We start from the raw sequence: 22,241 nt of genomic DNA, 5'->3' as shown, positions 1-22,241 counted from the left end.
GCTTCACGTTCATCCTAGCCGCTCGAATCGAATTACCCCGTCAGCGTCCGCATCCCCGCCACCCGTTTGGGCATGGTCGCGGAGGCATGCGACACTTTTACCCATGACTACAGTAATCATGCATACCTCAGAAGGTGACATCCGCATCGACCTGTTCGACAAGCAGGCTCCCCAAACCGTGGAGAACTTCGTCGGTCTCGCCACCGGCAAGAAGGAGTGGTACGACGAGCTCACCGGGGAGACCCGTACCGAGAAGTTCTACAACGGACTGACCTTCCACCGCATCATCAAGGACTTCATGATCCAGGGCGGCTGCCCGCTCGGCACCGGTACCGGCGGCCCCGGCTACATGTTCGACGACGAGATCGACCCCTCGCTGACGTTCGACAGGCCCTATCTGCTGGCCATGGCCAATGCCGGCCTGCGTCGCGGCCGTGACGGCCAGATCCACGGAACCAACGGATCCCAGTTCTTCATCACCACCGTCCCCACGCCATGGCTGGACGGTCACCACACCATCTTCGGCGAGGTCGCCGACGATGAATCCAAGGCCGTGGTGGACAGGCTGGACGCCGTACCCACCGACGCCGGCGATCGCCCGCTCGACCCGGTGATCATCGAAACGATCGAGATCCAGTAGTCGCCGGAATGGTTTCGGCATCGTCACCGATCTCTCGATTATCTCGATGCCGGACCTACGGCAGAAGCACGGCGGTAAGCGGTCGGGCGAGGAAGCGGCAAGGACGTCGCCGCCCGACCGTCCGTGGTTCATCCTCCCTTTTCCACTCATGGCCCATCGTCGGGGTCTTTCACGACCTATAAATTATTCCGATTATGAAACAGCCGTGTCCACGCTCCAAATCCCATATAGTTGGGCCCGTCAACATGGATGCCATGAGGGAGGGAGCATCATGATCAACAGGAAGTCCATCGTCGGCGCAGCGCTCGCCATCACCACGGTCGCGGCGCTTGCTCTGAGCGGCTGCGGCAGCGCTGCGAATTCGTCGTCATCGAACGGCGGCGACAAGACCATCACCATCGCGGCAAGCCCCACTCCGCACGCGGAGATTCTCAACAACGCCGTCAAGCCTCTGGTGGAGAAGGACGGCTACAAGCTGGAGGTGAAGGAGTTCACCGACTACGTCCAGCCGAACACCGCCACGGAAGAGGGGGACGTGGACGCCAACTACTTCCAGCACAAGCCGTATCTGGATGACTTCAACAAGGAGAAGGGCACTCATCTCGTTTCGGTTGAGGCCGTGCATTTCGAACCGTTCGGCCTGTACCCGGGAAAGACGAAGACCCTTGACGCTCTGCCGGACGGCGCCACGGTGGCCGTGCCGAACGATGCCACCAACGAGGCCCGCGCACTGCTGCTGCTCGAGGACGCCGGACTGATCAAGCTCAAGGACCCCACGAACATCGCATCCACGCCGAAGGACATCACCGAGAATCCGAAGAACCTGAAGTTCAAGGAGCTTGAGGCCGCTGTGGTGCCCACCGTGCTGCAGGACGTCGACATCGCCGCCCTGAACGGTAACTACGCCATTCAGGCCAAGTTCGATCCCGCAAAGGACGCACTTGCCATCGAGAAGGCCGACGGCCTCGCCGCGAAGACGTACGCGAACATCCTTGTGGTGAAGGAAGGCAACGAGAACACCGACAAGACCAAGGAGCTCAAGAAAGCCCTGAACTCCAGCGAGGTTCGCGATTACATCAACAAGACCTACAAGGGTGCAGTCGTTCCGGTCTTCTGATCGGGAGGACCGGCATCGTCCGCGATCCGAACAAGCATATGGATTCCAAGGCAGTGTGCCCGACTCGTCAAGATCGGGCGCACTGCCTTTTGATGGTCCTGCCCGGCCTCTTCGGCCGGACGACATCCGAACAGTTTCGACCAAATGGATAGCAATGATCAAATTCGAACATCTTCATAAAAGCTACGGCGAGGGTCGGGATGCCCACGAAGTGCTTCACGACGTCAACCTCGACATCGCCGACGGCGAGGTCTTCGGCATCCTCGGCTCATCGGGCGCCGGAAAATCCACACTGGTACGCTGCATCAACCTGCTGGAGCGCCCCACGAAGGGCAGCGTGATCATCGACGGCAACGACGTGACGAACGCGACGGGCGCCGAACTCGCCCGGCTGCGGTCATCCATCGGCATGATCTTCCAGGACTTCAATCTGTTCGCGCAGCGTACGGTGCTCCGCAACGTCACATTCCCGCTGGAGCTGCACCACGTTTCGGCCGACGAACGCCGAACCCGCGCCGAACGCCTGCTCGATCTCGTAGGTCTGAGCGATTACGCCGACCGCTACCCCAGTCAGCTTTCCGGCGGCCAGCAGCAGCGTGTGGCGATCGCCCGCGCATTGGCGAACAATCCTTCCATCATGCTGTGCGACGAAGCCACCAGCGCGCTCGATTCCACCACCACCGTGCAGATCCTCGACCTGCTGCGGCGGATCAATCGGGAAATGAACGTGACCATGGTGGTCATCACCCATTCCCTTGCCGTGGCCCGGAACATCTGCGACCGAATCGCCATGATCGATGGAGGGCACATCGTGGAGGTCGGCGAGACGGAAGCGCTGTTCCGCAATCCGAAGAGCGACATCCTCAAGACCCTGATCGCCAGTGCCGATGCACAGAACCATCGCGGAGGGACAGGAGTTCCCGGCGACGAAGGCGGATCCCACACCGCAGCAACGGAGGTGAAGTGAGATGACCACGGTGATTCAGGAGTTCATCGCCGAATACGGCGAACTGCTTATTCAGGGCACATGGGACACGCTCGTCATGACCACGGTCTCCACGCTGATCGCCTATGTGATCGGCGTGCCGATCGGCGTGCTGCTCACCATCAGCGCCCCTCAGGCACTGTGGCCGCACCGCGCGCTTCACACGGTGCTCGGGTGGATAGTCAATATCGGCCGTTCCATCCCGTTCATCATCCTGCTGGTCGCGTTGATCCCCCTCACCCGCCTCATCACGGGCACATCGTTGGGCGTGCAGGGGGCTATCGTGCCGCTGGTGGTTTCCGCCGCACCGTTCGTGGCGCGCATGGTGGAGCAGAGTCTGGCCGAGGTGGACGGCGGACTCATCGAGGCCTCTCAGAGCTTCGGCGCCGGCCTGTGGCAGATCGTGACCAAGGTGCTGCTGTTCGAAAGCCTTCCGTCGTTGATTCGCGGTGCGGCGATCACCTTCATCAATCTGTTCGGATATTCCGCGATGGCCGGTACCGTGGGTGCCGGCGGTCTCGGTGATATAGCGATCCGTTACGGATACCAGCGATATCAGTATGACGTGATGGTGGTTTCGGTTGTCCTGTGCGTGATTCTGGTGCAGATCTTCCAGAGCATCGGCAATGTGGTGGCCCGCAGGATCGATCACCATTCCCGGTGACCGATACCGTAATGAATGATGGCCCACCGGGCGTATGCCGGTGGGCCATCATTCATTACGACGACTGTCTATCGGGCTCAGTGCCTCATCACGTTGCGCAGGGGCTCCCCCGCCGCATATCGGCGTACGTTCTCGCGTGCGATGTCGATGATCCGACGCTCCGTCGCCTCCAGATGGTAACCACCTGCAACATGAGGGGTGATCAGACAGTTGGGCTCGTTCCACAGAGGACTGTCATCCGGCAACGGCTCGGCCTCCGTGACATCCAGCCCCACGCCGCGCAGACGGTGCAGCTGGGAGGGCAGGGACCGCTCATCAAGCACGTCGCCACGTCCGCCATTGAGCAGAATCGCGCCATCGCGCAGCAACTCCAGACGATGCAGGTCGATGAGATGATGGGTATCGGCGGAGGACGGCAGGAAGCATGCCACCACATCGGCCTTGGTGAGCAGCACATCCAGCGCATCGAAGCCATACATCGCATCGATGCCGTCGGCCGACTTGCTGGGATCACGCCTTACGCCGAGGGTATGCGCACCGCAGCCCTTGACCAGATGAGCGAAATGCGAACCCAGATCGCCGGTACCGAGAATCACCACCGTGGCGCCGTCCAACGTGGCGGCACGACCGAGATCATTCCACTCGTGGGCACGCTGCTGATCGCGATAGCCGGGCAGATTCTTCATCAGCGCCCACAGCATGGCGAACATATGCTCGGCCACGGTCTGCCCATAGGCGCCGGAAGCACTGGTAAGCACGGCATCGGGAGGGAAAGCCCCCGAGTTGAGATACCGGTCGACACCAGCGCTCCACGTCTGCAACCATTCGAGATTGATGAAATCAGGCAGCGTATCGACTTCGATGTTGCCGATCACCGCGGTGGCGTGACCCCGGATGTCATGCGGAACATCCGCCTGCCACAGCATGGTTCCACGACGCGACGGATCGGCAAGGAAAATCTGCCGTACATCGCCCGAAGCTTCCAGAAAGCTCTGGCGTTCCGCCTCGGTAAGAGGCAGGCAATTGACGATCAAGCGCTCGCCCAGCTGCATCTCGGTCATACGACCACTCCTTTCGGCATAGGAAACCAAACAACCAGTCAACAAACTTCGCTCCCGGACACACCGCATCGTGGACGACGAAACGTCGCTACAGATGCGCGATGAACTCCCCCGTACGTCGCAGCCCCTCCCGCAGCGCCTCTCGGGACGCCGCATAGGACAGTCTCACATGCGTGTCGGCCGTAGCCACGGCGAAGTCTCTTCCGGGAGTCAGGGCCACATAATACTCGTTCAGCAGACGCTCGCAAAACGTCCATGCGTCCAATCCGGTGGAGCCGACGTCGAAATACGCATAGAAGGCGCCGGTCGGCTGCACCTCAAGCGGCAGTCCGATGGCGGCGAGTCCCTCGACGACCAGTCGACGTCTGGCCAGGAACTCCTCCCGCCGTGCGTCGCATTCCGCGTAGGATTCGGGCGTGAAGCACGCCAGCGCTGCATACTGGACGGGCGTGGGCGCGCACAGAAGATAGTTCATGGCCAGATTGTCCGCAGCCTGCAGCAGTGATTCCGGCAACACCATCCAGCCAAGCCTCCAACCGGTCATGCCGAAGTATTTGGAAAAGCTGTTGACGGTAATGGCGTCCGGATCGCACGACAGCACCGAACGGATGCGTTCGCCTCGTTCATCCGCATCCGCCAGATCGAGATAGGTCTCATCCACGATGCGCCACGCCCCCTGTTCGCGTGCGTAGGCGCAGATGGCATCGAGCGTGTCGAACGGCATGCACGTACCCGTTGGATTCGACGGCGAAGTGATCATCACCACCGCAGTGGTCGGCGTCCAGGACCTCTGCACGCCATCAGGATCAAGATGGTATTTCGTTCGGGCGCTGGTAGGCACGCTCACCGGTATGCCGCCGAACGTCCTCACCAACTCACGGTTGCAGGGGTAGGAGGGATCCGCCACGATGACGTGACTACCCGGATCGACCGTCAGTGCCGTAGCCAGCAACAGCCCTTCGGATCCTCCGCAGGTGATGCAGATGCGCGACGGATCGACGACGACATCATGCCGGTCACGGTAGAAGCCGCTGATCGCCTCCCGAAGGCGAGGAATACCGAACGTGGCGGTATAAGGCAGAGGACGCCCGTCCATCAGCTCCGCCATGGCACGTCTCACGGCTTCGGGCGCGCCGAAATCCGGCTCCCCCAGCCCCAGTTTGATCACGTCATGCCCTTGCGCCGCCAATTCATCCGCTTTGGCGCCGAAGGCCATGGCCCGAAAGGGTTCCGACTGCGCTGCACGAACCGACATCTTCGGCGATTGCTGATTCATAAAAGGTTCCTTGTGCTATGACCGAGGTGTTCCATTCGGCGCAGATGAGAACGAATCGCATGATCCCGAATGAGATATACGATCCGCTCCCCTACGCGTCGTCCTTGCAGCATCTTAGCCGCATTCCGCCGAACCCGTCGAAGGCTCCGCCGCATGCCACGTCAGTAGATGCAGTATCCGCCATCCACTCGCAGATCCGTGCCGGTGACGTACGACGAGGCATCGGAAGCGAGGAACAGCACGGCACTGGCGATCTCGTCGTTGGTGCCGAACCGTTGCGCCGGCACGACCTCCAGCATGGCGTCATGGGCCTCCATGCTGATGCGTCCGTTGAAGATGCCGGACCAGATGTAGCCGGGCGAAATGGTGTTGGAACGGATGCCGTATTTCGCGAGCGCGGCGGCGAGGTACCGTGAATGCTCCATGATGCCGGCCTTGGTGGCGCCGTAGGCGTTGACCGGGGTGGGGCCGCCCATCATGTAGTTGGCGTTGTGGCCGGAGAGGGACGAGGTGAACACGAGGGAGCCGCCGTGGCCGTGTTCGCGCATGATCTCGTGCGCGATGCGTCCGGTGCGGTAGGCTCCGTTGAGGTTGATTTCGATGGTTTTGGTCCATACCTCTTCGGTGGCGTCCTGATCGTCGCCGGGTATGTTGACGCCGGCGTTGAGGAACGCGAAGTCCACGGTGCCCAGTTCATTCACGAGGCTCCTCTTGAGTTCGGCGACCTGATCCACGTCGGTCACGTCGCAGGGCAGTGCCGTGACGTTCACGCCGAATCGTTCGCTCATCCGTGCGGAGAGTTCCTTCAGGTGATCCATGGTCGAAGGCAGGTCGACCAATGCCACGTCGGCGCCGGCCTGTGCGAGAGCCGCCGCGGCGTTGCGGCCGAGTCCTCCTGCGGCGCCGGTGACGAATCCTTTCTTGCCTCGTAGGGAGAACCGGTCCATGATCGAATAGTCCGGGTTCTTCCACTTGTCGAGTGGGTATCGCTCATCGAAGATCGCTTCCACGTCTGTCATGTCATCGCTCCTTTACGATGTATCGCCGGCCGGGACGCCGGCTAGTGCCGAGTCTATCAGCGTGCGGCGGCGAATCAGGGAGCGGTTCGTCCGATCGGCGCTGGGCGAAGACCTGCCCGCGCGGGTTCCCGGACTGCTACGCCGTCCTTGAACCCGGCCAGTGCCGTGTTGCGGCGCCGGGCGACTAGACTTGCCGGCGTGAGGATCGTGGAGTCCGCGACGTACGGCAAGCATGGGGATTCGTCGCTCAATGAGGATGGCCTGTTCGTCGGCGATGCCTTCGTCGCAGTGGTCGATGGGGTGACGTCGAAGTGCCGGCTGGTTCGGTGGAATCCTTCGCCCGGGGTGATTGCCCGGGAGTCGTTGTTGGAAACGCTGGCGGTGGCCGATGTCGAACATCCCGATATGGATGTGCATACCATGCAGCGGCTTCTGGATTCCTCGCTGCGTGGCCGGTATGACGACGTTCCCGATCATCCGCGGGATTTCTTCGACGTGCATCCGGAGGAGCGGCTGGCGGCGAACGCCGTGGTGTTCAGCGCGGCGAGGCGTGAGATCTGGCTGTTTGGTGATTGTCAGGCGATGGTCAACGGCACGATCGTACCGACGACGAAGCGTGTGGACGTTGTGCTGGCTGCGGTGCGGTCGATGGTCTGCAGGCTATACGATATGGCGGATGCCGACGGTCGAAGGATGATCTCCGAGGAATTGGGATCGGGATTGAACGGCGGATTGAACGGCGGATCGGCCGCCGAGCGCGGCATCGCGGCCTTTCCCGCCGACGATGAACGGGACATCGGTCGCGAAGCTATATCGCCGCTGCTGCGACTGCAATCCCGGTTCGCGAATCGACGTGATGACGCATTCGGTTACTTCGTCTTCGATGGATACACCGACCGTGAATGGCCCGTCCCCGTTATCCCGGTGAATTCCAGCGATGAGATCATACTGGCCAGTGACGGATATCCCATCCTGAAGCGGTCATTGGAGGAATCCGAGCGAGCATTGTCCCAACTCCGTGATCGAGATCCCCGTCTGATCCGTGAATTCGAATCGACCAAGGGCTTCCCGAACGGTTCGGGGTTCTTCGACGATCGCACCTATATCCGGTTCGTCGTGTGATCTTCTCCGGTTCGTCGTATGACCGCCCACTACTATCATGGTCGGCATGAGCGATACCAGGGAAACCAACGGACAGAACGGAACCACGACACGACTGGAAGCGGGCATGACAGCCCCCGATTTCACCCTTCCCGACGATCAGGGAGGGGAACTGACCCTCTCCTCCCTGCGCGGCGGACGCGTGATCCTATACTTCTACCCCGCCGCGATGACCCCCGGCTGCACCAAGGAGGCCTGCGACTTCCGAGACCGGCTCGACCGGCTGACGGCGGCCGGGTACACGGTGGTCGGCGTGTCGAAGGATTCGCTCGACAGACTCGCCCGGTTCCGCGAACGAGACGGACTCACCTTCCCGCTGCTGAGCGATCCCGATCTGACCGTGCACCGGCAGTACGGCGCCTACGGGGAGAAGAAACTGTACGGCAAGGTGAGACTCGGCGTGATCCGTTCCACATTCGTGATCGATGAGAGCGGCACGATCGAATTGGCACGATACAACGTCCGGGCCACGGGCCATGTGGATTCGCTGCTCAGGCAACTGGCGAAGATGGATTGACTCCTCGGAGGCGTGGCGATCAATCGCCGATAATCCGACACGCCGGTTCGTCCTCTCTCCCCGACAATAGCCCAACGGTCCCCGAATATCCGAAATCCCTATATCTGGAATCCCTATATGTGGCATGCGTTTCAATTTTTCGCCTATGCGAAATACACTGCATATCTATCGAATAGTCGTCGATTCGCCAAGAATCGGCAAGGGGGAAGGAAGATATCGATGCTGCATTTCGACAGCGATTACATGGAAGGCGCGCATCCGCTCGTTCTGGAGGCGTTGCTGGCGGACGCCGGACATCAGCACGTCGGGTACGGGCTCGATGAGGTATGCGACGAAGCCCGTGAACGCATACGGGAGGCATGCGGGTGCCCGCAGGCCGAAGTATGGTTTCTGCAGGGCGGTACGCAGACCAACCGCACGGTCATCGCCGCCTCGCTGAGACCGTATGAAGGCATCGTGGCCGCGCAATCCGCGCATATCAACGTGCATGAAGCCGGCGCTATCGAGGATTCCGGACACAAGGTGATGCCTTTGCCACAGCATCAGGGCAAAATCGACGCCGAGGAGCTCGAACGGTTTCTTGACGATTTCCGACGGGACGAAAACCATGACCACATGGTGCATCCCGGCATGGTGTATATCTCGCATCCCACGGAATTCGGTACGCTGTACTCCGCCGACGAGCTGAAAAGGATCTCCCACGTCTGCCGTGACTTCGGCATACCGCTGTATCTCGATGGGGCGCGTCTTGGCTATGGGGTCGCGGCCGACGGCACGGACGTGACGCTGAAAACCGTGGCAGAAACCTGCGACGTGTTCTACATCGGGGGCACCAAGGTGGGTGCGCTGTTCGGCGAAGCGGTGGTGATCGCGCGTCCGGGCATGATTCCCGCGTTCTTCACGCAGATGAAGCTCAACGGCGCTCTGCTGGCCAAGGGCTGGCTATTGGGATTGCAGTTCCGCACGCTGTTCACCGACGACCTGTACACGCATATCGCACGTCATGCGGACGAGCAGGCCATGCGCATCAGGGAGGGATTCCTCACCAAGGGCTATGATCTGCCGTTCGACTCCCCAACCAATCAGCAGTTCCTGACCGTGGACGACGATACGCTGGCGCGGTTGCGCGAGCATGCGACGCTGAGCTTCTGGGAGAGGACCGACGATGGCCGCACCACGATACGGTTTGCCACAAGCTGGGCCACGAAGGCCGAGGACGTCGATGCGCTGCTGGCATTGATCTGATCGGAGATCCGATCGGACGTGGGGATCGGGCCGACGGCTCGGAAACCGTCCGAAAGCAGCCACGGAACGACGAAAGCGGGGGATCCCTCCGAATGAAGAGGAATCCCCCGCTTTCTGCTCGAAAAGGGTCCCGAGCAAGCCCGTCGCGAATCCTACGCGAACCGGCTCACTTGGTGTAATCCATGTTCTTGCTCTCCTTGATGAGTAGCAGCGCGATCAGCGCGACGGCGCTCATGGCGGCCATGTACCAGCCGACGGACATGATGCCATAGGTGCTCACCAGCCAAGTGGCCAGAGACGGAGCGAAGGCGCCACCGAAGATGGCGGCGAGATTGTAGCTCAGACCAGCACCGGAGTAGCGCACATGCATCGGGAAGAGCTCGGGCAGATAGGCGCCGGAAGGACCGAACAGGCCACCCATGAGCACGAATCCGATGCAGAGGAACACCATGATGCGTACCATATCGTGCTGAAGCAGCGCCGGAGCGAAGAAGCTGAATACGAGGGTGACTGCGGTGGTGGCGATCAGCACCTTCTTACGGCCGAGCTTGTCGGCCTGCAGGCATCCGACGACGATGAACGCGGCGAAGAAGAACACCGAGACCATCTGCATGGCCAGATACTGCGGCTGGCTGAAGCCGAGGTTGGCGACGCCGTAGCTGAGCGACCAGGTACCGAGAATGTAGAACAGCGTGTAGGTGATGCCCATGGCCACGGTACCCAGCAGCACCTGCTTCCAGTACGGGAGCAGATCGGTGAGCGGGTGCTTGGAGGTGCGCTTCTCGGCGGAAGCCTGCTGGAAGATCGGGGTTTCGCTCATGCGGGCGCGCACGTACAGGCCGATGACGACGAGGATGGCGGACATGAGGAACGGGATGCGCCATCCGAAGGAGAGCATCTGGGCCTTGCTCAGGTGCGTGGTGAGCAGCAGGTTGATGCCGTAGGCGCAGAAGAAGCCGATCGGGGCGCCGAGGTTCGGGAATGAGCCGTACAGGGCGCGCTTGTCGGCGGGAGCGTTTTCCGTGGCGACCAGTGCGGCGCCGGACCATTCGCCGGCGAGGCCGACGCCCTGGCAGGCGCGGCAGACGCACAGGATCACGACGGACCACACGCCGATCTGCTCGTAACCGGGAAGCACGCCCACGAGGAACGTGGCGATGCCCATGGTCATCAGGGCCACGACCAGCGTCTTCTTGCGGCCGAGCTTGTCGCCGAAATGACCGAACAGCATGGATCCGAACGGACGGGCGAGGAAGGAGACGGCGAAGGTGACGAAGGCCATGAGCGTGGCGATGGCGGGATTGGACTTGGCTACGTCGGTGAAGAAGATGACGCCGAAGTAGCTGGCGGCGGCGATGGAATAGCAGTAATTGTCGTAGAACTCGATGGCGGTGCCGACCATGGATGCCGCAATGATCTCGGCGACGGAGTCCTTCTTCACTGCGGACTGGGTGCCGGTTACGGAAACCGATGTGGTGGACATGACTTCATTTCCTCTCAATACCAAACCGAGAACCGCTACGGAGGCCACGTTACACCCGCTGTCGTCAAGTGCAACGCAAGGCGACGGCGCGGAGGTTGTCTTCCCTTCTTTTGGAATCGCTCTAATCTTGCTCCTCATGATCGGATCGCGGCCAATAATTCCACATTATGGACCTCTATGCCTTCAAATGTGAGACGACGCACACTTGTCCGATTGGCATGGCTGACCTATTCCGAGACGAAGCGAGGCCCGCCGGATGATTCCGACGGGCCTCGCCAAGGAGAACCGGACGTGTCGCTATTCTTTCTGCAATGCGGTGACCGCACGCTGCAGGACGACGAACACGAGGATCATGATGCCGACCACGATCTGCACGGCCTCGGCGGGCACGCCGAAGTCGGTGGTGAGCGGTTCGAGGATGGAACGGACCAGTGCACCGAGCACGGAACCGAGCACATAGCCGAAGCCACCGGTGATAATCGTGCCGCCGATGACCACGGAGGCGACTGCATCGAGCTCCCAGCCGACGCCGACGGTGTTCTTCGCCGAACCGATGTTGGCGGTGTACACGATGGAGGCGAGGGCGGCCAGCGTGGCGGACGTCAGGTAGATCACGTACTGGGTGCGCTTGACCGGCAGACCCATGAGCTCGGCGGACGAGCGGGAACCGCCGATGGCGTAGATCGTGCGACCGGTACGGGTGTGGTGCAGCAGGATGTAGCCGAAGATGACCACCGCGACGGCGATGATCACGCCGAGGTTGATGCTCAGATCGTTCGAGATCTTCGGATTGTCGATGATCTTCCAGCCTTCGCCGCCGATCCAGCTGTAGTTGTTGTTGGCAGGCATGGTGAGCGAATCGGTGGAGATGATCGAGGCGATGCCTCGGGCGAGGAACATCGTGGACAGCGTTGCGATGAACGGCTGCATGTTGAATTCCTCGATCAGCACGCCGGCCAGCAGACCGAACGCCGCGCCGATGAGCAGCATGACCACGAGCACCAGCGGCGCCGGAGTGCCGCCGTTGAGCATCTTCATGCCGACCACGGCCGTGATGGCCACGATGGCGCCGACCGAAAGATCGATGCCGCCGGTGAGGATCGGCAGGGTCATGGCCACGGCCAGAATGATCAGGTAGGCGTGGTCGATGAACAGGGACGAGATGAAGCCGAGCCTGAAGTAGGTGCCGAACAGCACCTGACCCATGATCAGCATCAGGATGAAGATCACCACCGCGGCGATCGTCGGAATCATCTGGGCGTCGAACTTGCCGCCCTTGGCCTTCTTGGTCTTCGGAGCATTTACCGTTGCAGTCGTCATGCTGCCACCGCCTTCTGAGAAGCCTTGAGCGCGCGCTTGCGTTTCATTTCGGCGCTCAGATTATGGATCTTCGGAGCCTGCATCACGCAGATGATGATGACCACCGCGGCGAAGAAGGCCGGGGTTGCGGCCGAATCGATGCCGAGGGTGATGATGGTCTTGCGGATCATCGCGATGATGACGGCGCCAAGAGCGCTGCCTGCGAGGGAGAACTTGCCGCCGAGCAGCGAGGTACCACCGATAACGACCGCAAGGATCGCGTACATTTCCAGATCCTGACCGGTCTTGACCACGTCGACTCGCATCACGGATGCGGTGGCGAACAGACCTGCGATGGAGGCCAGCAGGCCGGAGATCGCGTAGACGAGGAAGAGGATCTTGCGAGGCTTGATGCCGGTCATGCGGCTGGCCTCCTGGTTGATGCCGACGGATTCGATCATCATGCCCATGGCGGTCTTGCGCGCGACCGCGCCGACGATCAGCACGATGACGAGGGCGATGACGAAGTTCGCGGGAATGCCGAGGATGAAGCCGTTGGCCATCCAGCGCAGCGGTTCGCCACCGGCGATCTGGGAGGCGTCGGTGTTCTCACCGGAGGTGATCACCTTGGCCACGCCACGGCCGGCGAGCATCATGATCAGCGTGGTGATGAACGGCTGCAGACCGAGCACGGAGACCAGCAGGCCGTTGATGGAGCCGATGATCAGGCCGACGAGCAGGGCGACGAGGATCGCGACCCACACGTTGGCGCCGCCCACGAGCAGCTGCATGGAGGTGGCGCCCGCCACGGCCATCACGGAACCGACCGAAAGGTCGATGCCCGCGGTGGAGATGACCAGCGTCATGCCGGTGGCGATCATCAGGTATCGGGCGGATTCCTGAAGCATGGTGATCAGCGGGCCGGCCAGACCGCCGGTGTTGGTGTTCCAGGTGAGCTTGAGGAACGAATGGTCGACGATGGTGCAGATGATGATCAGCGCGATGAGTGCGACGACCGACCAGGTGAGATTGTTTCCCAGGATCTTGTTGACGATCCCGTTCTTCTCATCCTTCTTATCCGAGGCTGCCATCTCATGCCTCCTTTCCGGAATTGGCGATGGTCTCGACGATGGTGGCCTGGGAGACCGTGTCGTCGTTAACGATATTGGCGATCTTCTGATGGTCCTTGAGCACGGTGATGGCGTCGGAGAGTCGGACGACCTCCTCCAGCTCGGAGGAGATGAACACCACGCCCATGCCCTGGGCGGCGAGTTCGAGCACCTTCTGCTGGATCTCGGCCTTGGCGCCGATGTCGATGCCTCGCGTCGGCTCGTCGAGGATCAGCAGCTCCGGATGCACTGCCAGCCAGCGAGCGATGAGCACCTTCTGCTGGTTTCCACCGGAGAGGTTCTTGATGAGCTTGTTCGGATCCGGCGGACGAACGTTGAGCTCCTTCATGTACTTGTCGACGATCTCGTCGGCTTCCTTCTTCGGAATCGGCTTGAACATGCCGCGGGTGGCCTGCAGTGCGATCAGCATGTTCTGACGAACCGTCAGATCGCCGATGATGCCTTCGTCGCGGCGGTTCTCGGTGGAGTACGCGATCTTGTTCTTCAGCGCGGTGTACGGGCTGTCGATGTTGACCTTCTTGCCGTTGAGGTAGTACTCGCCGTTGTCCGGCTTGTCGGCTCCGAACATCAGTCGGCCGAGCTCGGTACGACCGGAACCCAGCAGACCTGCGAAACCAACGACCTCGCCGGCGTACACGTCCTGATCGGTGGGCTCGATCTGTCCCTTGCGGCCGAGCTTCTTGATGGAGACGACGGGCTTCTCGCCGGGCTTGATCTCACGGCGGGCCTTCTTGGCGCCGATCTGGCTGAGCTCGTCGGCGCTCTTGCCGATCATCATGCCGATGAGTTCGTCGCGCGGGGTCTCCTTGGTCATGACCTCCTTGATGAACTGGCCGTTACGCAGAATCGTGAGTCGGTCGGTGATCTCGTAGATCTGATCCAGGAAGTGGGAGACGAACAGGATGGCGACACCGGAATCACGCACCTTGCGCATGATCTCGAAGAGATCCTCCACCTCGTTGGCGTCCAGGGAGGAGGTCGGCTCGTCGAGGATCAGCACCTTGGCATCAATGACCATGGCTCGGGCGATGGCCACCAGCTGCTGCATGGCGATGGAGATCGAGCTCAGCGGAGCACGGGGATCAAGATACTCCAGACCCATCTTGGCCAGATGCTTGCGGGCCTCGGCGTGGGTCTTCTTCCAGTCGATGCCGAGAGGGCCACGCTTCTCGTGACCGAGCATCACGTTCTCGCCGATCGAGAGGTTGGTGCACAGGTTGACCTCCTGATACACGGTGGCGATGCCCGCGTTCTGGGCGTCGAGGGTGCCGTTGAGCTGAGTGGGCTTGCCGTCGACGGTGATGGAACCCGCATCGATCTTGTACACACCGGTCAGGGCCTTGATCATCGTGGACTTGCCGGCACCGTTCTCGCCCATGAGGGCGTGGACCTCACCGGGGAAGAGACGAAGGTTGACACCGTCCAGGGCCTTGACACCAGGGAATTCGATCGTGATGCCCTTCATCACGACGATTGGTTGCTTTTCTGTCATGTCTTTGCCTTACGAAAGGGGTTGTTATCGTTTTGTGACATTTGGCCGAACATGAGGAACGGTGCATCGGAATGAATCCGATACACCGTTCACTGCTGATTATGTCGTATTGGCGTATGCCGTTGAACCCGAAGGTTAATCCTGAGGATCAGTAGGCGCGCTCACCGGAGTCGAGAGCGGACTTGGCGGCAGCCTTGTCGAAGGTCTTGGAATCGATCTGGATGTCGGCCTCGGGGGTCTTGCCATCCAGCTTGTCCTTGACGGCCTGGGCGGTCTCCTTGCCGAAGATCGGGTTGTACTCGATCACGTAGTCGAGATCGCCGTCGACCACAGCCTGCAGAGCTGCCTTGGTGCCGTCGATGGTGACGATCTTGACCTTGCCCTTCAGACCGGCGGCGTCCACGGCCTGAGCGGCGCCGATGCCCATCTCGTCGTTCTGAGCGAAGATGAACTGCGGGTTCTGGGACTTGTACTTGTCGAGCAGACCGGCGGTGACGGTCTTGGCCTCATCGGTGGACCAGTTGGCGGACTGGGATTCGAGGACCTTGATGTTGGAGGCGACCTTGTTGTTCCAGCCGGTGCCGCGGTCCTTCACCACGGACAGACCGGCGGGGCCTTCGAGGATGAATCCGTTGGCGCCGTTCGGGAAGTCCTTGGCGATGCGCTCGGCGGCCTGCTCACCGGCCCATTCGTTGGACGGTCCGATGTGGGAGACGATGGCCTTCTTGGCCTCGGCATCCTTGACCTCGACGTTACGATCGACCGTAAAGACCGGGATCTCGGCTTCGGCGGCCTTCTTCAGCGAATCATCCCAACCGGAGTCCTCGGTGGAGGACAGGATGATGGCATCGACTTCATCGTTGACGAACTTGTTGAACGCCTGAATCTGCTTCTGCTGATCGTTGTTCTGCGTCGGGGAGTACACCAGATTGAAGCCGGCGTCCTTGAACGCCTTCTTGATGTCGTTCTCGTTGGCCGTACGGAAGCCGCCCTCGGGACCGACCGCCACGAAACCGACGGTCTTCTGACCATCGGAGCTGCTATCGCTGCTGCTGGAGCTGCTGCCACCGCATGCCGCGAGGCCCACCATGGTGGAAGCTGCCACGATAGCGGCGAGGCCGGTCTTGATTGCTTTCTTCATATGACTCCTCCTTGAGTATGGTGGTAGGTCGTTCTACCATCGGGACGAACACTGTTGTTCCGTCGTTAGCGTTCACATTATTACCTGACAATTCACTGATCAACACCAGTGGATAACAAATCAATAACAGAATGGCCAATAAACGATAACAACACTGTTCTTTGAAAGATCATGTTCGTTTCTGTTTGATCCAACGATTCGTTTACTTCATTCCTGATCGTTTCTGTGATGCACGACTATCGTCAACACGCCGACGGCGCAACCAACGACTTCATTCGTTGACGCCGGTCCGAAAATGCCAGCCGTCACCATCCGCTGGTAATGGCATCGGTCTGGTAGTCGAGCACACGCCATGAAGCGTTCAACGAGGCACGGGCGTAACGGACCATGCCATCGCCATCCAATGCGATCAGACTCTGGGTCTGGTCGATCTGACCGGCCACCAGCTCCCGCGTGTCCTCAGGAAGCCGCTGAGGACTCTCCGGGCCCGGCGAAAGCTGCTGATATCCACTGCCCGCATCGCGCAATGCATACACCACCGTCGATTCGTTGTAGAACGTCAGCGACACGATATTCGATCTGTTCGAAATCGTGTTCGGATGGGAACTCAACCCGGAAGGCAGCCGATTCGAATCCCGCGAGATGCCGATCATGACAATCCTGCCGCCGTCCACGCCCTTTTTCGGTCCCAACGCAACCACGGCGCGTGATCCCTCCGGGGCAATATCGAACGCGGTGATCTGACGTCCCTCGAACATCGATGCCGAGAAACGCCTCTCCTGCCCATTGACGTGCACCATGATCTGCGAGGAATCCTTCGAAACCGCCCAGATCTCGTCGTCGATGCCCTCTCGGATGATGCTCGCCTCATTGCCGCCGAACAGCGTTCCGCAGGCATCGGTGTCCTTCGTCACGCATTCCACAATGCCATCCGGCCTGAGAATGGCGCCACCGCGTTCGGTGAACGCCATGCCCACGGCCCCGTCAAACCTGCCGGCCACGTCTCCCAGACGTACGATATTGTTCGAGGCGATGGACAGGATGAAATTGTTCGCGAGAGTGTACAAGTGCCTCGGCGGCTGATCTATCGAGATATTCTCGTTCTCGTCCGCATTCGACAGATCCTGCCCCGCGTCGTCGACGACGCTGAGACGGTATTCCCCGCTGCCATCGCCCAACGTCAGCCGAATGCGCCTGATCAGTTTGGCACGCTCATCCACCGTCAGCGACATCACACTGTTGGTGAGCTTCACCTGCACCACACCCTGCGACATCGGCACGGAATCCATGGCAAGAGCGATCGCACCGTCACCCACCGACTGCGCGGCGTCGCCAAGCCAGTTCGCCGGCTCACGAAGCAGCTCACGCACGGCAAGCGTACGCCACTGTCTCCACGCGAACCACCGCTGGTCGGGAATCAGCGTCCGCCCGGAATCAGCGAGCTGGTAAAGCTCCACCTGCCGAAACACCTGGAAGAATCCGGACTGTGAAATGCTGATGCCATCGGGCAGCGAGGAAATACGCCACTGTCCGTCCACTTTGACGAGACGAAGCTCGATTCTGGACGAACCACTCGCGCCTTCGGCCGAATACACGCCGCGGGAATCGACCGCGCCGATCGAATTGTAGGAGATGGACACCGTCACCCGCGATGGTTGCCGCGACTGCAGGTCCATCGTATCGGCTTCACGGGAGATCTGAAGCTCCCCCGAATAGATGACCGTTTTCGCATCCGGCTTCCACGTCTTCCGGGCCGCATCGGTGAGGAACTCCTTCGCCACCTTGAATCCGTCGCTCTGCGGACCAGCCGGCAGGGAGTCGATGAATCCCCGCACGATCTGCTCGGGTTCGGCATCCTCACTCGGCCCCTGGGGATCGATATAGACGCGATGGTCTTCGTTCTGTGTAAGACTCACCCGCTCCACCGGTCCACTGGTGGGAAGCCCCATCGAGCATCCCGAAACAAGCGTCAGCGATGCGACCAATGCCACCGCGCCGGCGATGCGCACGGCACGTCGGATTCCCGATTCTCGATTCCACTCGCGAAACCACCGCATGATCGCCTTCCTCATCGCCCGTCACCGCCTTCGGCTTCCAACGCGGCGTCATTCGAGCCGCTGCTCGCGTACCCATCCAGTCTGGTCCTGCCCTCAAGGAACGAACCGATGATCCCCGGATACGATCCTTCGATGAAGCGCACAGGCCGATCCCGTTCATCAACGGATCCCGATCCCGCCCTGATGGGAATGGAGAGCAGGAACCATGTGCCCTCTCCCAACCGTGACCTGACGGAGAGATCTCCCTCGTGCAGCAGGGCATCCTGCATGGCGATCGACAGTCCCAGCCCGGTGCCGCCGGTCAATCGCGATCGCGAGGTGTCGGCCCTCCAGAAGCGGTCGAAGATGTGCTCGAGATCCTCGGGATCGATGCCGACGCCGAAGTCCCGGACGCTGACGACCACCGCCCGGTCATTGGCCGCGACGCGAACCTCGATCGGCTTATCCTCGGCGAAATCGATGGCATTACCCAGCAGATTGCGAATGATGCGCGTGATGCGTCGCGAATCCATGTCCGCAGCCACCGGGTAATCGGGCATCGTGATCGAAATCACGACATGCCGCGCCTGGGCGATCTCGCGGACATCGTCAACGGCATCGTCAACGGGCACGCGAATATCGGTCTCGACCAGATCGGCCGAGGCCGAACCGGCGTCATAGCGGGAGATCTCCAGCAGATCGGCGAGCATCTGCTGGAATCGGGACGTCTGTTCGCTCAGCAGTTCCACAGTGCGTGCGGTGCTGGGCTCGAAACCGTCCTTGCGGGCTTCGAGCAGATCAGCCGCCATACGGATCGTGGTCACGGGAGTGCGTAGTTCGTGACTCACGTCGGAGACGAACCGTCGCTGCATGGAGCTCACCGTCTCCAGTTCGTCGATCTTCTCGTTGAGGGAATCGGCCATCTCGTTGAACGACTGCTGCAGCACGCCGATCTCGTCTCTTCTGGTGACCTCGGTACGAGCTGAAAGATCGCCGGACGCCAGCTTTTCCGCAGTGCTGGCCACATTGCTCACCGGGCGAATGATACCGCGCATCACCCGCCAGATGATCAGACCGACGACAATGCTCATCAGCAGACACGAAACCAGCAGTGCGAACTCGATGTTCATCACCGTCGTCTGCTGTATCTCATAGGAGTATGCGGCGAACAGGCTGAGCGTCCCACCGTCGGGCCTGGTGAGCAGTCCTCCGAGAATCGCGCCGGGGAGATCATGACGCCCCTCACGGTCGAAGCCCACCGGCTGATAGAACATGTCACCGGCGTTTGACCTCAGCACCTGACCGCGCATCGATTCCGAAACGAGGGACAGGTAGTTCGGATCGGTGGAAACCGGAATCAGGTCGGCGCCGCCCTCCCCCTCGCCGATGATGTAGATGCCGAGCAGATTCGAACTGCCGTCGTCCTGCAGGGTGGAGGCGAGATCCGAGATCAACCGCTGGGCGTCCGCATCGCTGGACAGATCGGCGGAATCAAGATTTGCCTGGGCCCGATCCATTTCATCGGAGAAATCCTTCTGGGCCTGACTGGTGGCCTGCTCCATCAGCGACGACCGAACCGACGCGAACGATGCGACGGAAAACCCCGCTGCAACCACCAGCGTGACGACCGCGATGGAGAAGATGACCCTACGCTGAAGCGACCGGGTGACGGAGGTGCGCAGATGCGGAAGCATCCGCGAGATTCGGGAGATCGGACCAGCCTGCATGACGCCGTAGTCGGACTATGCGCGTGCGGGCGCCACGAACTTGTATCCCACCCCGCGCACCGTTTGAATGATTTCGGGCTTTTCGGGATTGTCCTCCACCTTCTGACGAAGACGCTGGACATGCACATTGACCAGACGGGCGTCACCGGAATTCTGATATCCCCACACCCGTTCGAGCAGATCGCCGCGGGAGAGCACGTCACCGCTATGGCACGCCAGCACGAACAGCAGCTCGAACTCCATCGGCGTAAGATTCAGATCCCGGCCGTTCTTGGTGGCGGTATGCTCGTTGCGGCTGATGTCGATCGCCCCCTCGTGCACCTCCTGCACCCCATCGTCGGACGAACCCTTGGCCGAGGAGGTCGGCGCCACCGCGCGTAGCCGCGCCTTGACGCGGGCGACCAGTTCGGCCACCTTGAACGGCTTGGCCACATAGTCGTCGGCACCGGCCTCAAGACCGCTGACCACGTCATGCGTATCGGACTTGGCGGTGAGCATGATGATCGGAACCTGTGAGGTTCGGCGGATCTCCCGTGCCACCTCCACGCCGTTGAGACCGGGAAGCATCACATCAAGCAGCATGAGATCGGGATGGATGGTGGGGAACATCTCCACCGCACGCAGGCCGTCATAGCATACCACCGTGGAGAACCCCTCGGATTCCAGCACGATGGACAGCATCTCGCCCAACGCCTGATCATCATCCACGATCAGAATGGTCGTCTTATCCTTCATCGGAGCGCTCCCTTGTCTCTCGTGTCTTCCGAGGCCTCCGGCCTGCACCCTGACGGGCCGACCGCACCATCCTGCCGGTCCTCCATGGTATCCGCGCCATGCAGTATCGAGCGAATCCGTTCCAGTCTCGGGCCGATCTCCCGCTCATAACCTCGATCATTGGGATGATAATACTCACGACCGACCAATTCATCAGGCATGTACTGCTGGGCAGCCACAGCACCGGGCGCATCATGGGCATACCGGTACCCTTCATGGTTGCCCCACTGCTTCATCAGCTTCGTGGGGGCGTTGCGCAGATGCAACGGCACCTGACCGATCCGGCCGGCATCGACATCGGCGAGCGCCTCGTTGATGGCGTTGTAGCTGGCATTGGATTTGGGGGCGGTGGCAACGGCGATCACGGCTTCGGCGAGGATGATGCGCGCTTCGGGCATGCCGATCATCGCTACCGCCTGGGCGGCGGCGACGGTGGTCTGCAGGATCTGCGGCGCGGCCATGCCCACCTCCTCGGCGGATGCGATCATGATGCGGCGCGCGATGAACCGGGGGTCCTCGCCCGCCCTGAGCATCCGGGCGAGATAGTGCAGGGCCGCATCCGGATCTGAGCCTCGCATGGATTTGATGAAGGCGCTGGCCACGTCGTAGTGATCGTCTCCAGCCTTGTCGTATCGCACGGTGGCCACATCCATGACCTGGGACACGATCTGCGGGGTGATGATCGGCTTCCGGGCCCCCTTCTTCCGTTTCCGGTCACCCGTCACGGCACCGGCCGCGGCTTCCAGGATGGTGAGCGATTTCCTGGCGTCTCCGCCCGCCATGCGGATGATCTCTTCGATGGCCTCGTCGCTGGCCTTCACCTCACCGGACAGTCCGCGCTTGTCGTCGATCGCCCGACGGATCAGCGTATCGAGGTCCCGTTCGCCTAGGGATTCGAGTTTGACGACCACCGAACGGCTGATCAGCGGGGAGATGACGGAGAAGCTGGGATTCTCGGTGGTGGCCGCGATGAAGGTGACGTCACGGTTTTCGACGCTGGGCAGCAGGGCGTCCTGCTGGGATTTGGAGAAGCGATGCACCTCGTCGATGAACAGAACGGTTTCCCTGCCTTGCGACACCAGTCTGTCGTGTGCACGACGGAGGACTTCGCGCACGTCTTTGACTCCGGATGTGACGGCGGAGAGCTCTTCGAATACACGGCCGGATTGTTTGGCGACGATGTAGGCGAGCGTGGTCTTTCCGACGCCGGGAGGGCCGAAGAGGATAACCGAGCTGGGTGCGGCGAGCGACCCCCGGGATGCGGGGGACGCGAGTCTGCGCAACGGGGATCCCGGGCCCAGCACATGATCCTGTCCGACCACTTCGTCGAGGGTGGAGGGCCTCATGCGAACGGCCAGTGGCCGGGTCAGGTCTTCGGGAGCGTCGGTGGCGGTGAACAGGTCTTCGGTCATGCAGCCCAGTGTAGTCGCATATCTCGAACAGGTGTTCGATATTCGGATATGTCATGCATGAT

The 22,241-nt window shown here is 61.1% G+C and carries 19 protein-coding genes; 7 read left to right on the top strand and 12 right to left on the bottom strand.

All coding sequences use genetic code 11. From position 1 onward, the window contains the following. Positions 1 to 103 precede the first annotated feature (103 nt). The 4 genes from Uis1B_RS09540 to Uis1B_RS09525 all read left to right on the top strand — a co-directional run bounded on the left by Uis1B_RS09540 (position 104) and on the right by Uis1B_RS09525 (position 3,406). Positions 104 to 640, top strand: coding sequence for a peptidylprolyl isomerase (locus Uis1B_RS09540; RefSeq protein ID WP_101617766.1), 537 nt, complete (start codon positions 104 to 106; stop codon positions 638 to 640). 271 nt (positions 641 to 911) lie between these two features. After that, positions 912 to 1,757, top strand: coding sequence for a MetQ/NlpA family ABC transporter substrate-binding protein (locus Uis1B_RS09535; RefSeq protein WP_207763413.1), 846 nt, complete (start codon positions 912 to 914; stop codon positions 1,755 to 1,757). A gap of 154 nt (positions 1,758 to 1,911) precedes the next feature. Next, positions 1,912 to 2,724: a methionine ABC transporter ATP-binding protein gene (locus Uis1B_RS09530; RefSeq protein WP_101617764.1), complete on the top strand. Its 813-nt coding sequence runs from the start codon at positions 1,912 to 1,914 to the stop codon at positions 2,722 to 2,724. Position 2,725: 1 nt separating this feature from the next. Next, the gene (locus Uis1B_RS09525) at positions 2,726 to 3,406 is read left to right on the top strand and encodes a methionine ABC transporter permease (RefSeq protein ID WP_101617762.1); all 681 of its coding nucleotides are present in this window, start codon (positions 2,726 to 2,728) and stop codon (positions 3,404 to 3,406) included. Positions 3,407 to 3,483: 77 nt separating this feature from the next. On the opposite strand, the gene Uis1B_RS09520 is transcribed toward Uis1B_RS09525, so the two are convergent. From Uis1B_RS09520 to Uis1B_RS09510, 3 genes are all read right to left on the bottom strand, one after another. Next, on the bottom strand, positions 3,484 to 4,467 hold the full coding sequence (locus Uis1B_RS09520) for a D-2-hydroxyacid dehydrogenase (RefSeq protein ID WP_243390333.1): 984 nt from the start codon (positions 4,465 to 4,467) through the stop codon (positions 3,484 to 3,486). A gap of 88 nt (positions 4,468 to 4,555) precedes the next feature. Continuing rightward, positions 4,556 to 5,743 (bottom strand): pyridoxal phosphate-dependent aminotransferase, encoded by a 1,188-nt coding sequence (locus Uis1B_RS09515; protein ID WP_243390332.1) that lies wholly within the window; start codon positions 5,741 to 5,743, stop codon positions 4,556 to 4,558. A gap of 161 nt (positions 5,744 to 5,904) precedes the next feature. Further along, complete coding sequence (locus Uis1B_RS09510) at positions 5,905 to 6,762, bottom strand: SDR family NAD(P)-dependent oxidoreductase (RefSeq protein WP_101617760.1); 858 nt, start codon at positions 6,760 to 6,762, stop codon at positions 5,905 to 5,907. A gap of 207 nt (positions 6,763 to 6,969) precedes the next feature. On the opposite strand from Uis1B_RS09510, the gene Uis1B_RS09505 reads away from it, so the two are divergent. The 3 genes from Uis1B_RS09505 (at position 6,970) to Uis1B_RS09495 (ending at position 9,685) form a co-directional block, all read left to right on the top strand. Next, entirely contained in the window at positions 6,970 to 7,884 is a 915-nt protein-coding gene (locus Uis1B_RS09505) for a hypothetical protein (protein ID WP_101617758.1), read from the top strand. Positions 7,885 to 7,921: 37 nt separating this feature from the next. Further along, entirely contained in the window at positions 7,922 to 8,440 is a 519-nt protein-coding gene (gene bcp, locus Uis1B_RS09500; protein ID WP_165782836.1) for a thioredoxin-dependent thiol peroxidase, read from the top strand. A 219-nt stretch (positions 8,441 to 8,659) separates the two neighbouring features. Beyond that, a complete protein-coding gene (locus Uis1B_RS09495; RefSeq protein ID WP_101617756.1) occupies positions 8,660 to 9,685 on the top strand; it encodes a threonine aldolase family protein in 1,026 nt (341 codons plus the stop codon). 166 nt (positions 9,686 to 9,851) lie between these two features. Here the strand turns inward: Uis1B_RS09495 and Uis1B_RS09490 are convergent, their stop codons facing one another. From Uis1B_RS09490 to Uis1B_RS09450, 9 genes are all read right to left on the bottom strand, one after another. Then, positions 9,852 to 11,168 (bottom strand): MFS transporter, encoded by a 1,317-nt coding sequence (locus tag Uis1B_RS09490; RefSeq protein ID WP_101617754.1) that lies wholly within the window; start codon positions 11,166 to 11,168, stop codon positions 9,852 to 9,854. A gap of 297 nt (positions 11,169 to 11,465) precedes the next feature. Further along, positions 11,466 to 12,488, bottom strand: coding sequence for a fructose ABC transporter permease FruG (fruG, locus tag Uis1B_RS09485; RefSeq protein WP_101617752.1), 1,023 nt, complete (start codon positions 12,486 to 12,488; stop codon positions 11,466 to 11,468). Further along, positions 12,485 to 13,558: a fructose ABC transporter permease FruF gene (gene fruF, locus Uis1B_RS09480; protein ID WP_101617750.1), complete on the bottom strand. Its 1,074-nt coding sequence runs from the start codon at positions 13,556 to 13,558 to the stop codon at positions 12,485 to 12,487. Before fruF ends, fruG begins: the two co-directional genes overlap by 4 nt. Position 13,559: 1 nt before the next feature. Beyond that, entirely contained in the window at positions 13,560 to 15,089 is a 1,530-nt protein-coding gene (fruK, locus tag Uis1B_RS09475; protein ID WP_101617748.1) for a fructose ABC transporter ATP-binding protein FruK, read from the bottom strand. A 148-nt stretch (positions 15,090 to 15,237) separates the two neighbouring features. After that, complete coding sequence (fruE, locus tag Uis1B_RS09470) at positions 15,238 to 16,230, bottom strand: fructose ABC transporter ATP-binding protein FruE (RefSeq protein WP_101617746.1); 993 nt, start codon at positions 16,228 to 16,230, stop codon at positions 15,238 to 15,240. A 305-nt stretch (positions 16,231 to 16,535) separates the two neighbouring features. Beyond that, complete coding sequence (locus tag Uis1B_RS09465) at positions 16,536 to 18,287, bottom strand: LpqB family beta-propeller domain-containing protein (protein WP_165782835.1); 1,752 nt, start codon at positions 18,285 to 18,287, stop codon at positions 16,536 to 16,538. A gap of 11 nt (positions 18,288 to 18,298) precedes the next feature. After that, complete coding sequence (gene mtrB, locus Uis1B_RS09460; RefSeq protein WP_101617742.1) at positions 18,299 to 19,993, bottom strand: MtrAB system histidine kinase MtrB; 1,695 nt, start codon at positions 19,991 to 19,993, stop codon at positions 18,299 to 18,301. A gap of 15 nt (positions 19,994 to 20,008) precedes the next feature. After that, complete coding sequence (gene mtrA / locus Uis1B_RS09455) at positions 20,009 to 20,728, bottom strand: MtrAB system response regulator MtrA (protein WP_101617740.1); 720 nt, start codon at positions 20,726 to 20,728, stop codon at positions 20,009 to 20,011. Beyond that, on the bottom strand, positions 20,725 to 22,179 hold the full coding sequence (locus tag Uis1B_RS09450; RefSeq protein WP_101617738.1) for a replication-associated recombination protein A: 1,455 nt from the start codon (positions 22,177 to 22,179) through the stop codon (positions 20,725 to 20,727). The genes mtrA and Uis1B_RS09450 overlap by 4 nt, the downstream gene beginning before the upstream one ends. Positions 22,180 to 22,241: the final 62 nt, after the last annotated feature.

Origin of the sequence: Bifidobacterium margollesii (assembly GCF_002860355.1) — a bacterium.
In the GTDB taxonomy this organism is placed as follows: Bacteria; Actinomycetota; Actinomycetes; order Actinomycetales; family Bifidobacteriaceae; genus Galliscardovia; species Galliscardovia margollesii.
This window is presented reverse-complemented; position numbering and strand designations above follow the sequence as displayed.

Excerpts from the sequence above, each read along its gene's own strand:
- Uis1B_RS09540 (WP_101617766.1), top strand. The coding sequence starts at position 104 with ATGACTACAGTAATCATGCATACCTCAGAAGGTGACATCCGCATCGAC.
- Uis1B_RS09535 (WP_207763413.1), top strand. The coding sequence starts at position 912 with ATGATCAACAGGAAGTCCATCGTCGGCGCAGCGCTCGCCATCACCACG.
- Uis1B_RS09530 (WP_101617764.1), top strand. The coding sequence starts at position 1,912 with ATGATCAAATTCGAACATCTTCATAAAAGCTACGGCGAGGGTCGGGAT.
- Uis1B_RS09525 (WP_101617762.1), top strand. The coding sequence starts at position 2,726 with ATGACCACGGTGATTCAGGAGTTCATCGCCGAATACGGCGAACTGCTT.
- Uis1B_RS09520 (WP_243390333.1), bottom strand. The coding sequence starts at position 4,467 with ATGACCGAGATGCAGCTGGGCGAGCGCTTGATCGTCAATTGCCTGCCT.
- Uis1B_RS09515 (WP_243390332.1), bottom strand. The coding sequence starts at position 5,743 with ATGAATCAGCAATCGCCGAAGATGTCGGTTCGTGCAGCGCAGTCGGAA.
- Uis1B_RS09510 (WP_101617760.1), bottom strand. The coding sequence starts at position 6,762 with ATGACAGACGTGGAAGCGATCTTCGATGAGCGATACCCACTCGACAAG.
- bcp (WP_165782836.1), top strand. The coding sequence starts at position 7,922 with ATGGTCGGCATGAGCGATACCAGGGAAACCAACGGACAGAACGGAACC.
- Uis1B_RS09495 (WP_101617756.1), top strand. The coding sequence starts at position 8,660 with ATGCTGCATTTCGACAGCGATTACATGGAAGGCGCGCATCCGCTCGTT.
- Uis1B_RS09490 (WP_101617754.1), bottom strand. The coding sequence starts at position 11,168 with ATGTCCACCACATCGGTTTCCGTAACCGGCACCCAGTCCGCAGTGAAG.
- fruG (WP_101617752.1), bottom strand. The coding sequence starts at position 12,488 with ATGACGACTGCAACGGTAAATGCTCCGAAGACCAAGAAGGCCAAGGGC.
- fruF (WP_101617750.1), bottom strand. The coding sequence starts at position 13,558 with ATGGCAGCCTCGGATAAGAAGGATGAGAAGAACGGGATCGTCAACAAG.
- fruK (WP_101617748.1), bottom strand. The coding sequence starts at position 15,089 with ATGACAGAAAAGCAACCAATCGTCGTGATGAAGGGCATCACGATCGAA.
- fruE (WP_101617746.1), bottom strand. The coding sequence starts at position 16,230 with ATGAAGAAAGCAATCAAGACCGGCCTCGCCGCTATCGTGGCAGCTTCC.
- Uis1B_RS09465 (WP_165782835.1), bottom strand. The coding sequence starts at position 18,287 with ATGCGGTGGTTTCGCGAGTGGAATCGAGAATCGGGAATCCGACGTGCC.
- mtrB (WP_101617742.1), bottom strand. The coding sequence starts at position 19,993 with ATGCAGGCTGGTCCGATCTCCCGAATCTCGCGGATGCTTCCGCATCTG.
- mtrA (WP_101617740.1), bottom strand. The coding sequence starts at position 20,728 with ATGAAGGATAAGACGACCATTCTGATCGTGGATGATGATCAGGCGTTG.
- Uis1B_RS09450 (WP_101617738.1), bottom strand. The coding sequence starts at position 22,179 with ATGACCGAAGACCTGTTCACCGCCACCGACGCTCCCGAAGACCTGACC.